The following is a 13,195-nucleotide window of genomic DNA, read 5'->3' on the forward strand; positions in this document are numbered from 1 at the left end:
GCTGTTATGCTCAAAGCGATGACCTCAAGGTCGGAAAACTTGGGAACTACACCACAACGGGGTATATTTCCGAGCTCATTAACACGATTTCCGGCGAAATCCTTGCAGATTCCGAGAATTCTGACGAAATTTGCTATGAAGTTGCGCATATGCAGATAAATAGTATTCAACGGTTTAGCTACCATTAAATTACTAAAAATCAGTGATATGTGCAACTTTTTCATTTGTAAATATTTAGATTTTTAATTCAACCAACGGGTTATGTATGGTAAAAAGCATTATAAAATGTTTCAATGAGAACGAGAAAATCAGTTTCTGCAATACCGACTTTGCAATCTTTAAATAAACGCCGGTCAAATTGCCGGTTTTCTCAAAAAAGTCACAAAAGGCGGTTGACAGAAACAAATAAAACGACTAACTTTGTGGACGATTCTGAAAAAAGCAACTACGTATTTTTTATTATATTACTTAAATAGAGCTAATTATGACTTATTCACACGAAGTGGAACACATGTGTGTTGTAAAGAAAGGCCCTAATCATGGACCGGCTCCCATACCCGAAGAAGGCAAATGGGTAAAATCAAAAGAAATCGTCGACATTTCAGGTTTAACACACGGTATCGGTTGGTGTGCTCCTCAACAAGGCGCCTGCAAACTGACACTCAACGTTAAAGAAGGCGTTATTCAGGAAGCATTAGTTGAAACTATTGGTTGCTCGGGTATGACGCATTCGGCAGCAATGGCCTCCGAAATTCTTCCGGGAAAAACAATTCTCGAAGCGCTGAACACCGACCTCGTTTGCGATGCCATTAACACCGCCATGCGTGAACTTTTCCTGCAAATCGTTTACGGACGTACACAGTCGGCTTTCTCAGAAGGCGGTCTGATGATCGGTGCCGGATTGGAAGATTTAGGCAAAGGATTGCGCAGCCAGGTAGGTACATTGTACGGAACTTTGGCCAAAGGTCCTCGTTACCTCGAAATGGCCGAAGGCTACATCAAGTCTGTCGCATTGGATAAGAATGATGAAATTTGCGGATACGAATTCGTTCACCTTGGCAAATTCATGGATGAGATTAAGAAAGGTACAGATGCCAATGAAGCTCTGAAGAAAGTCACTGGTACGTACGGACGTTTCACTGCTGAACAGGGTGCGGTTAAACATATCGACCCGCGTCACGAATAATAGATGGAGGAAGAAACAATGATTAGAGAAGTAAAATTTGAAAGCCAGGACCGTCGTATCAAACAGATTTTAGCTGCATTGAACGAAAACGGAATCAAAGATATTGAAGAGGCTAACGCAATCTGCGAATCGCACGGTCTCGATCCATATAAAACTTGTGAAGAAACCCAGCCGATATGTTTCGAAAATGCCAAATGGGCATATGTGGTAGGTGCAGCTATCGCATTGAAAAAAGGTTGTAAAAATGCAGCCGAAGCGGCCGAAGCTATCGGTATCGGTCTGCAAGCATTCTGTATTCCGGGCTCTGTTGCCGATGACCGTAAAGTAGGTATCGGACATGGAAATCTGGCTGCTATGTTGCTGCGTGAAGAAACCAAATGCTTTGCTTTCCTTGCCGGTCACGAATCGTTCGCTGCGGCCGAAGGTGCAATCAAAATCGCCGCAAAAGCAGATAAAGTGCGCAAAGAACCCTTGCGTTGCATCCTGAACGGTTTGGGCAAAGATGCCGCACAGATTATTTCACGTATCAACGGATTTACCTATGTTCAAACTCAATTCGACTATTATAGCGGCGAATTGAAAGTAGTTCGCGAAATTGCCTACTCCGACGGGCCACGTGCCAAAGTTAAATGCTACGGCGCCGATGATGTTCGCGAAGGTGTGGCTATCATGTGGAAAGAAGGCGTAGACGTATCTATTACAGGTAATTCTACCAACCCGACCCGTTTCCAACATCCGGTTGCCGGCACTTATAAGAAAGAACGCGTTCTCGCAGGCAAACCCTATTTCTCAGTAGCTTCAGGCGGTGGCACCGGTCGTACACTTCATCCGGATAACATGGCTGCCGGTCCGGCATCTTATGGAATGACGGATACAATGGGGCGTATGCACTCAGACGCTCAGTTCGCCGGTTCTTCATCAGTCCCCGCTCATGTGGAAATGATGGGATTCCTCGGTATCGGAAACAACCCGATGGTAGGCTGCACAGTAGCTTGCGCGGTCGATGTTGCCCAAGCTTTGAGCAAGTAAACTGATACTTCAATCGACATAATAAATCCCTGTAACTGAAAGTTATGGGGATTTTTGTTTTTATCGCTTCGGGCAAATGGTAAAATCTATATAAAATATTTGAAATGCACAATAAAATTAGTTTCTTTGTATGATAGATCCATATCAAACATTTCACTATGAAACAAATCAAGAACAACCGCAATAACTTTCTGTCGTTACTTCTCATCACAATGGCAGCCGTGATCGTTTCCTCATGCACACGAACCCGAAAAGAAATTCTTCCTTCTATAGAATATGCGCCGTACATAAACGCTTATACGGGCGGGGTTATTTCACAGGCTTCCACCATACGCATAGAGCTGACGCAAGACCAACCGGTTGTCGATCTTAACAATGAATTGAAAGAGAATCCGTTTAGCTTCTCACCTTCATTAAAAGGAAAAGCCTATTGGGTCAGCAATAACACCATCGAATTTATTCCCGAAGAGGGTTCGCTGAAACCCGGAGAGCTTTATGAAGGAAGTTTTCAGTTAGGCAAATTCGTAGAAGTAAAAAAGGATCTGGAAAAGTTTTATTTCTCTTTCAGGGTACAAGAAAGAAATTTTACTCTGCATACTTCTCCCATCTCAGTCACATCCTCACAACCGGATGAAGTGACAGTGAAAGGAGAGATATGTTTTAGCGATGTAGTGAAAAAAGAAGTGGCAGAATCAATGATAAGCGCTTCCGGGCCGGACGGGAAAGCGTATCGGGTACATATAGTTTCCACCGACAATCCTGCACGCTACCGATTCAGTATAGAAAAAGTGGCGAGAGGCAACACAGATTACCGGCTAAAGATAATGGCAAACGGAAAACCTGTCGGGATAAAACACACGCAAGAAAAAGAAGTTTTGATTCCGGTCAAAGGAAGCTTCCGTTTTTTATCCGCACACCGTATCGAAGAACCGGAGAATGGCATTGAAATTATCTTCTCCGATCCGGTTTCATCCACACAAGATTTGAAAGGATTAGTAGAAATCCCCGAAATCTCTTCAAGTATTCTACAAGTTGAAAACAATAAAATTATTCTATTCTTCGAAGCCAATCATCGCGATAAACTGAGTCTGAAGATTGACGAAGGACTGAAAAACTTCGACAACCGTGCGTTAGGATCATCGCATTCCGTATCATTCGGCCAACTGAATCTGAGACCGCAGGTAAAACTGTCGACATCCGCAGCTATCTTGCCCGATTCAAAGAACCTGATTATTCCTTTCCGGGCTGTCAATCTTCATGCTGTCGATTTAAGCGTCATACGTATTTTCGAGAATAATGTACTGACGTTTATGCAGACCAACTCCCTCTCGTCTGCCAATGAGCTGAGGCGTTCGGGACGATTGGTATATAAAAAGACCCTTTGGTTAAGCAAAGACCCTTCTAAGGATGTCCGCCGTTGGGAAGACTATTCGATCGATCTTGCAGGAGTGATCCGTCAGGAGCCGGGAGCTATTTATCGAATCGTTCTTTCTTTCCGTCAGGAATACTCCGCTTATTCCTGCGGGGGAGACACCCAAAACGTGCAATCAGCCGATAATAACACAAATAACCGATTGACAAGAATCAATGAGGAGACTTTGTCGGATAAAGAAAAAGATGCATGGGACACCCCGGAGGCTTATTTTTACTATAATGGAACAGAAGGTATAGACTGGAGTTTGTACAAATGGGACGAGCGGGATAATCCCTGTCATCCGTCATATTATATGAGCTCCGACCGTAGCGCAGCATGCAACGTGTTTGCGTCTAATCTGGGAATGATTGTAAAAAGGAACTCCCAAAACAAGATATGGGTTACCGTAAACAATATATTGGACACGAAGCCGATATCGAAAGCGCTGGTAAGCGTATACAACTTCCAACTACAACGCATAGGCAAAGGAGAGACAAATGGAGAAGGGTTTGTGGAAATCACTCCGCAAGGAATACCTTTCATCGTGGTAGCCGAAGCGGATAAGCAAAAAGCCTATGTTCGTACAGTCGACGGCGAAGAGCAGTCCGTGAGTCGGTTCGATGTAGGAGGAAAAGATGTTCAGAAAGGCTTGAAAGGATTCATCTATGGTGAAAGAGGGGTATGGCGACCGGGTGACACCTTGCATCTTTCATTCATTCTGGAAGACCGGGAAAAAAGAATTCCCGAAAATCATCCCGTATCATTGGAAATTTACAATCCGCAAGGACAGTTTTACGCAAAGCAGATTTCAACACAGGGAATGAACGGTTTCTACACATTTCATGTACCGACAAACGCCGACGCACCGACAGGCTTCTGGAACGCTTATGTTAAAGTGGGTGGAAGCAGCTTCCACAAAAGCCTGCGTATTGAAACAGTCAAACCCAACCGACTGAAAATAAATCTCAAATTACCCGGCAAAGTAGTCGAAGCTTCCGGAAAAGAAGTTCCGATAAGCATTTCTTCTACCTGGCTGACGGGCGCCACCGCTTCCCGATTAAAAACAAAAGTAGAAATGTCTTTGTCGAAGGTAAACACACAATTCGAAAAATACGGCAAATACATCTTTAATAATCCTGCGACCGACTTTACTTCAGTCAAAGAAGAAGTATTCAGCGGTACCCTTGACGCAGAAGGAAATACATCTTTCTTATGGAAACTCCCTCACGCCGTGCACGCTCCGGGAATGCTGAACGCCACTCTCACCACCCGCGTGTTCGAACCGGGAGGAGATGCCAGTATCTATATCCAAAGCATTCCATTCTCACCCTTCACGTCGTATGTGGGTATCAATCTGAACCAACCGAAAGATAAATACATCGAAACCGATCAAAACCACATATTCGACATCGTAACCGTTAATGCCCGGGGAGAACTGACCAACTGTTCCAATCTGGAATATAAGATATACCGAATCAATTGGAGTTGGTGGTGGGAAGCAAACAACGAGTCGTTCGAAACATATGTGAACAGCAGTTCTATCACTCCTGTAGTAAGCGGAAATTTGCAAACCAACGGTGGAAAAGCTTCTTTTGGCTTTCGTGTGAACTATCCGGACTGGGGACGCTACCTGGTCTATGTGAAAGACAAAGAAAGCGGACATGCTACCGGAGGAACCGTATATGTCGATTGGCCTGCATGGAGAGGGCGATCGGACAAAACCGATCCCAGCGGTATCAAAATGCTTGCTTTCTCATTGGATAAAGATTCGTATAAGCCTGGTGAGACAGCCACAGCCATTATTCCCGGATCGGCGGGCGGAAGAGCTTTGATTTCCATCGAAAACGGATCGAAGATATTGAAACAGGAATGGCTCGAAGTATCCCCTCAGAACGACACAAAGTATACATTTAAGATAACGGAAGAAATGACTCCGAACGTATATCTGCATATCAGCCTGCTGCAACCTCATGCGCAAACGGTGAACGATCTGCCTATCCGCATGTACGGAGTCGCTCCCGTATTTGTCACCAATCCGCAAACCATTCTGCAACCGCAAATCAAAATGCCCGAAGTTATCCGTCCGGAAACCGACTTCAGCATAACTGTCAGTGAAAAAAACGGCAAACCCATGACGTATACGCTGGCAATTGTCGACGACGGTTTGCTCGATTTGACGAATTTCAAGACTCCCGATCCCTGGAACGAATTTTATTCGCGCGAAGCGCTGGGCATTCGCACTTGGGATATGTACGATGATGTATTGGGAGCTTTTGCCGGACGCTACACGGCGTTGTTCAGCACCGGAGGAGATGCTACCCTGAAACCCGCCGATGCCAAAGCAAACCGTTTCAAACCCGTAGTGAAATTTATAGGACCGTTCTCTCTGAAAAAAGGAAAGCAACAAACACATACGCTGAAGCTTCCGATGTATATCGGTTCGGTTCGCGCGATGGTGGTAGCCGGACAAGACGGAGCGTACGGAAGTGCGGAAAAAAACGCCTTTGTGCGCACACCTTTAATGCTGTTGTCTACTTTGCCTCGCGTGCTTAGCACTCAGGAAGAAATACTGGTTCCGGTAAACATCTTCGCCATGGAAAAACAGGTGAAGAACGTGACCGTATCCATACAAGCTTCCGGCGCAGGAGTACAGATAGCAGGAACCCGCCAACAGTCGCTTACATTCGGACAACCCGGAGACCAACTCGCATTCTTTACATTGAAGACGGGACAGCAAACGGGAAAAGCTACCATTCGCATTGCTGCCGATGGCGGTGGACAACGGACGCAAGAAACAATAGAAATAGACGTACGCAACCCTAATCCTGTAGTAACGACACGAGAAAGCCGCCGGCTCGAGGAAGGACAGGAAAGCGAGATTGCTTATCAGCTGGACGGGACTTCCACCGACAACCACATTGCTTTGGAAGTATCGCGCATACCGTCGGTAGACATCAACCGCAGGTTAGATTTCCTGTACAGCTATCAACATCAATGTACCGAGCAAATCACTTCCAAAGCCTTTCCACTCTTGTTCGTCGATTGTTTCAAAGAGACAGACAAACAGGAAGCCGAAAAGATAAAGGCCAATATACAGGAAGCCATCCGACAGCTGTATGCCCGCCAGCTGCCGAACGGAGGATTTATTTACTGGCCGGGGAATGCAGTTGCCGACGAATGGATCAGTTCATACACAGGCATGTTCCTGACGATAGCACAAGAAAAAGGATATGCCGTTCAGCCCGCCGTATTGAAAAAATGGAAACGATTCCAACGTGCCGCGGCACAAAATTGGCGTATGCCGCAAGGTGCCGACGAATGGCAATTGTGGCAGGCAGAATATCAACAAAGTTTCCGATTGTATACGCTGGCATTGGCAGGAACACCGGAACACGGAGCTATGAATCGCATGAAAGAGCAAAAACAACTTTCGCTCCAAGCCAGGTGGAGACTGGCCGCAGCCTATGCGCTGACCGGCAAACAAAAACCCGCCGGCGAATTGATATATAAGGCCGAAACGGAGATTACTCCCTATTCTTCGATGAATTTCATCTACGGATCGTCCGATCGGGACGAAGCTATGATTCTGGAAACACTCATCCTGATGAAGAGAGATGGAGAAGCATTGAAGCAGGCCGGAAAAGTATCGAAAAACCTCTCATGGGAAAACTGGTTCAGTACGCAGTCTACGGCATTCTCACTGATGGCTATGGGGCGGTTGGCCGAAAAGCTGTCGGGCAACATGGACTTTAACTGGACGTGGAACGGCAAACAACAACCAGACGTGAAAACGGCAAAAGCTGTTTTTGAAAAATCGATTCCCACTTCTCCGAGATCGGGCAGAATAACAGTAAAAAACCGGGGGAAAGGAGTGTTGAGCGTAGACCTGATCACACGCACGCAACTGTTGAACGACACGCTACCCGCCATTGCCGACAACCTGCAAATGACAGTGAAATACACAGATGTCAACGGCTCTCCTGTTTCGATAGAGAATATCCGACAAGGAAGCGACCTGCTGGCTGTCGTTACCGTAAGTAATGTCAGTGGAACATCGGATTATAGCAATTTGGCGCTGACGCATATTCTTCCATCGGGATGGGAGGTATACAACGAACGAATGATAACGAATCCCGAAGAGGGAACGGCAACCGGAAGCTCGACGGGCAAATTGTATACTTATCAGGATATTCGCGACGACCGTGTACTGACTTATTTCGATTTGCGACGAAACGAATCGAAAACATTCACCATCAAATTGCAAGCGACCTATGCAGGCAACTTTATACTACCGGCCGTTCAGTGCGAAGCCATGTACGACACCTCGGTGCTGGCACGGAGTAAAGCCGGAAGAACCATCGTCAGCAGATAGGCAGTAAAGATACAGATGAAGAATAATTTGCTAAAATTCTTCAAAGATTTATCCGCCGCCCGGAAAGCAAGCATCGGCATTATTGCTTTTCTGGTGGCAGGATATGTATTTTGTCTTCCTCAGGAGTTATTCAAAGTGCCCTACTCCACAGTTGTAACCGACCGGAACGACGAACTGCTGGGCGCACGCATCGCCTCCGACGGGCAATGGCGTTTCCCTCCGCGCGAAACGACTCCCGAAAAAATAAAACGGTGCCTTGTCGCTTTCGAAGACAAACATTTCTACAGCCATTGGGGCGTTAACCCGTTTTCCATCGGAAGAGCCGTTTATCAGAACATAAAAAACAGGCGTGTCATAAGCGGCGGGAGCACAATCACCATGCAAACCATACGGCTTGCCCGGAACAACCCGCGCACCATCGGAGAAAAACTCATTGAAATGATTTGGGCTACCCGGTTGGAGTTTCGCGCTTCGAAAGAAAAAATCCTGTCGATGTATATTTCCCATGCGCCGTTCGGAGGAAATGTAGTCGGCCTGGATGCTGCTGCCTGGAGATATTTCGGACATTCCGCAGAAGATTTGTCGTGGGCGGAAGCAGCTACACTGGCTGTATTGCCCAACGCTCCCGCAATGATTCATCTGTCTAAAGGTCGTAAAGAATTGTTAAGCAAAAGAAACCGGTTGCTCAAACGATTGTTCGAACAGAAAAACTTCGACCGTTCTACCTACGAGCTGGCAGTCAGTGAACCCTTGCCCGATGCGCCTCATCCTCTCCCGCAAACAGCCCCTTATCTGGTGAGCCGTTTCTACAAAGAGCGGAACGGAATGTACAGCCAGTCCACCATCGACCGTGGCCTCCAAATGCAGATCGAGGAGCTGGCGGAACGATGGAGCCGTGAATTCAGCCGGAGCGATATCCGGAATCTGGCTATTCTGGTAATCGACATGAGAACCAACGAAGTGGCGGCATACTGCGGCAATGTACATTATCATAAGAAGCAGCAAGGAAATCAGGTAGACGTGATACAAGCCCCGAGAAGTACAGGCAGTATTTTGAAACCGTTCCTGTATAATGCGATGTTGCAAGAAGGAACCTTATTGCCCGACATGTTGGTTCCGGACACTCCCATCAATATCAACGGCTTCACTCCGCAAAACTTTAACATGCAATTCGAAGGAGCGGTGCCGGCCTCGGAAGCTCTTGCCCGTTCGCTGAACATTCCTGCCGTAACCATGCTGCAAAGATACGGAGTACCGAAGTTCCACCGCCTGTTGCAACAGGCGGGTTTTACAACAATCAACCGTGCTCCCTCCCATTATGGCCTGTCACTTATTTTGGGAGGTGCGGAAGCCACCTTATGGGACATAACGAACGCATACGCCCGTATGGGACGCAGTCTGCTCCGATTGCCGCAGAAGCGTTGCAAACTGCTGTCCTCCGAAACGGGAGCCGATGAGGATACGGAATTTTTCATGCCGGGCGCTGTGTGGCAAACTTTCGATGCACTGAAAGAGGTAAACCGTCCCGAAGAGATAGACTGGAAATCGATTCCGTCTATACAGACAGTTGCCTGGAAGACAGGGACAAGCTACGGATTCCGCGACGCGTGGGCAGTAGGAGTTACTCCGCGTTATACCGTTGGCGTGTGGGTGGGCAATGCCACCGGCGAAGGAAAACCGGGATTGGTCGGTGCTCAAACGGCAGGTCCCGTATTGTTCGACATATTCAACCTGCTTCCTGCATCAAAATGGTTCGAACGTCCCACAGGCGTTTTCGTCGAAGCGGAAATATGCCGACGTTCCGGGCACTTGAAAGGGCGGTTCTGTGAAGAAACGGATACGGCACTTATTCTTCCGGCAGGGGCGCGAACGGAAGCTTGCCCGTACCATCATCCTGTCACTCTCACGGCAGATGAGAAACATCGCATATACGAAACCTGTGCCGATACCGAACCTACCATTCGGAAGTCATGGTTCACTCTCCCGCCTGTATGGGAATGGTACTACAAACAATACCACCCCGAGTACAAGCCCTTGCCTCCGTTCAAACCCGGCTGTGGAGAAGATTTCTTCCAACCGATGCAGTTTATATATCCTTCGCCCAATGCCCGCATCAAGCTCACCAGACAGATGGACGGAAGCGGCGGATTCATAACCGTGGAGCTGGCGCACAGCAACCCCCAAGCAACTGTCTTCTGGCATTTGGACGGATCGTATGAAACACAGACGGAGGATTTTCATAAAATATCGTTGAAGCCTTCGGCGGGCAAACATTCCCTGACCGTAGTCGACAACGAAGGCAACAGTGTTTCGACCAGCTTTTTAATAGAATAAACAACTGACTTCAACTACAAAATAAAAAGAATAAAGCGTTTCCTCCCGACTCGGTTTTTTATCGAATAAAACAACAAAACCGATGTACTAATCGTTGTATTCAAGAAATAAGCACCGGATGAATGACATTTACCTCACCGGCCGAATAATTATCCGATTAACCCGCTAAGAAAAGGAGAAAAGAAAAAGAGTATGAAATACGGAGTAAACAGAAACGTTCTGCTTATCACGGCCGGACTTGTATGGATTGTAGCCGGCGCCAACGTATTGCGAATAGGTGTTGTCACTTGGATGAACAATGACAAAGACTGGATGTTCAAAACAGGCGAAGCAATCATCGTCTTCCTGCTCTTCTTCGTCCTTGTATTCCGAAAGCTCTACTACAAGCACACCCGGCGCATCGAACAGAAAAAGAAAGAGAAAAACTGCCCCTTCTCCTTTTTCGATGCGAAAGGATGGGCCATTATGACATTCATGATTGCTCTCGGAGTATCCATCCGCCGTTTTCAACTGCTGCCCGATACCTTCATTTCCGTCTTCTACACGGGGCTGTCCGTAGCTTTAATTCTCACGGGCATATTATTTCTGCGTTATTGGTGGCTGAAACGTTAATCAAAAAGCGTACCTTTGCAGCAGGATTTTAAACAGGCGATTCAGATGAGAGAGTATATCATTGCAGACAATCAAGACATCAGCAAGGCAGGAATGATGTTCCTGTTGAATCAGCAAAAAGATGTATCCGCTCTTTGGGAAGCCGACAATAAGTCCGAGCTGATTCAACAACTGCGACTGCACCCGCAGGCGATCGTGATATTGGATTATACGCTGTTCGACTTTGCCGGAGCGGACGAGCTGCTCATTCTGCAAGAGCGTTTCAAGGAGGCGGACTGGATTTTATTTTCCGACGAACTGAGCGTTAGCTTTCTCCGACAAATGTTGCTGGGCAGCACCGCTTTCAGCGTAATTATGAAAGACAACAGCAAGGAAGAAATCACCTCTGCCCTTCAGTGCGCCACACGCAGGCAGCGGTACATCTGCAACCACGTCAGCAACCTGCTGCTTTCGGGTTCAGGCTCTCCCTCCCATACTTCTTCTGCAAAAAGCAGCCTGCTTACCGTAACGGAACAAAACATCCTGAAAGAAATCGCTTTGGGTAAAACGACCAAAGAGATAGCAGCGGAGAAAAACCTCAGCTTTCATACCATCAATAGCCACCGGAAGAATATTTTCCGCAAGCTGGGGGTCAACAATGCGCACGAGGCCACCAAATATGCCATGCGGGCGGGCATTGTAGACCTTGCCGAATATTATATTTGATCAGACCTTTTTCCCAAAAAGACATGGCGACGGTTTTCCGCTTCGCGTACTCCAATAGCATATCAAAAATCAACAACTTTCATCTTATCCAATATGCCGGGGCATAAAATCGCATTGCCGGTTTTCAAAAAAGATTAGGCATCTGAAAAAGTGTTTTTTGGGGATTTGCCGGAACTTTTGTACAGTTGTTATGAAGAAGGAAAAAAACGTTCCTGCCTAAATAATTTTTCACGTTTAGGCAAGCGCGTTCTTTGGAGGAGGTAAGCACGTTTTTTTTGAAGGCAAACGCGAAAATCTTTTCAGGCAGACGTTTTTTTCACACATGATATTTTGACAAAAAAAGAGTAAAACGAAAATACTTTCCGTTTTCCTTTTCGACTCTTTAAAAAAATCATATATTTGTATCCAACTCTAAAGAATACAACCGATGAAACTGATTGCAGAAAGTGGGTCGACCAGAACGGAATGGGCCATAGTAGAAAACGATCATGTAATACAACGCGCTTTCACAGAGGGAATAAACCCGTATTTTCAGACTCGGCGCGAAATAAGCCGTAGCGTCCGTTTAGGGTTACCTGACATATTCTTCCGGAAAAAGCTGGAACAGGTATATTATTACGGAGCGGGATGCAGTTCGAACGAAAAGAAAAACATACTCGGCGCTTCGTTAGTAGCCCAGTTTAAGACTCCGATTCAAGTGGAAAGCGACTTGCTCGGCGCAGCCCGCAGTCTGTTCAAAAGCGAACCCGGCATCGCTTGTATTCTGGGAACAGGATCGAACTCCTGTTTCTACGACGGAAGAATTATTGTGAAGAATGTAAAGCCCGGAGGATACATTCTGGGCGACGAAGGAAGTGGAGCAGCCATGGGAAAAATGTTTTTATCCGATCTGCTTAAGGGGCTAGCTCCCAAAGATTTGGCAAACAATTTCTACGATAAATTCCGCATCACTGCCAATGAAGTTATGGAGTCAGTCTATAATCGTCCTTTCCCTAACCGCTTCCTTGCTACCATTGCATATTTCCTGGCCGACCATACAGACAATGATTACGCCCTTAACCTCATAACGGGCAGTCTACGCAACTTCTTTACCCGCAACGTTTGCCAGTACGATTATCAAAACTACCCCATCCGTTTTGTGGGTTCGCTGGCATATACATACGCTCCTCTGCTGAAAGAAATAGTAAAAGAGTACGGCATGAAACTCGATGTGATAGAAGAAACACTGATGAACGGACTGATCGAATATCATTCGATGAACATAGAAGAACCATAAAATATAAGATAACGATAAACAGCACTGATAATAAAATAAAATCATAGCCACATCAAGTATAAAAACAGATTATAAAATAGAATAAATGTAAAAATCTGTTCTTGATTTAAAACAAATTCATATCTTTGCTAATAGTTGGAACGAATACTATTCGTTCCCTTACCTTTATTAACCTAATGAAAGGGCCATGCCTATGAAACACAGAACCGTCTATTCGCAATAGTATCCTCCTATAACGACAAACTTCATGTTATAGACGTACTATAA

The 13,195-nt window shown here is 46.2% G+C and carries 7 protein-coding genes and 1 pseudogene; 7 read left to right on the forward strand and 1 reads right to left on the reverse strand.

Annotated elements, in window-relative coordinates; genetic code table 11:
- A pseudogene (locus C234_RS18000) lies at positions 1–224 on the reverse strand (IS982 family transposase); the annotation flags it as partial.
- Between the two features lie 260 nt (positions 225–484).
- On the opposite strand from C234_RS18000, the gene C234_RS0106045 reads away from it, so the two are divergent.
- The 7 genes from C234_RS0106045 to C234_RS0106075 all read left to right on the forward strand — a co-directional run bounded on the left by C234_RS0106045 (position 485) and on the right by C234_RS0106075 (position 12,928).
- On the forward strand, positions 485–1,186 hold the full coding sequence (locus C234_RS0106045) for an iron-sulfur cluster assembly scaffold protein (protein WP_027325034.1): 702 nt from the start codon (positions 485–487) through the stop codon (positions 1,184–1,186).
- A gap of 18 nt (positions 1,187–1,204) precedes the next feature.
- A complete protein-coding gene (locus C234_RS0106050; protein WP_027325035.1) occupies positions 1,205–2,215 on the forward strand; it encodes a GGGtGRT protein in 1,011 nt (336 codons plus the stop codon).
- Positions 2,216–2,373: 158 nt separating this feature from the next.
- The gene (locus C234_RS0106055; RefSeq protein ID WP_027325036.1) at positions 2,374–8,001 is read left to right on the forward strand and encodes an alpha-2-macroglobulin family protein; all 5,628 of its coding nucleotides are present in this window, start codon (positions 2,374–2,376) and stop codon (positions 7,999–8,001) included.
- A gap of 15 nt (positions 8,002–8,016) precedes the next feature.
- Entirely contained in the window at positions 8,017–10,335 is a 2,319-nt protein-coding gene (gene pbpC / locus C234_RS0106060) for a penicillin-binding protein 1C (protein ID WP_027325037.1), read from the forward strand.
- Positions 10,336–10,527: 192 nt separating this feature from the next.
- Positions 10,528–10,947: a hypothetical protein gene (locus C234_RS0106065; RefSeq protein WP_021646018.1), complete on the forward strand. Its 420-nt coding sequence runs from the start codon at positions 10,528–10,530 to the stop codon at positions 10,945–10,947.
- 45 nt (positions 10,948–10,992) lie between these two features.
- Positions 10,993–11,652 (forward strand): response regulator transcription factor, encoded by a 660-nt coding sequence (locus C234_RS0106070; RefSeq protein WP_027325038.1) that lies wholly within the window; start codon positions 10,993–10,995, stop codon positions 11,650–11,652.
- A 427-nt stretch (positions 11,653–12,079) separates the two neighbouring features.
- Positions 12,080–12,928, forward strand: coding sequence for a hypothetical protein (locus C234_RS0106075; protein ID WP_027325039.1), 849 nt, complete (start codon positions 12,080–12,082; stop codon positions 12,926–12,928).
- Positions 12,929–13,195: the final 267 nt, after the last annotated feature.

This window comes from Bacteroides pyogenes DSM 20611 = JCM 6294, from assembly GCF_000428105.1.
Taxonomy (GTDB): domain Bacteria; phylum Bacteroidota; class Bacteroidia; order Bacteroidales; family Bacteroidaceae; genus Bacteroides; species Bacteroides pyogenes.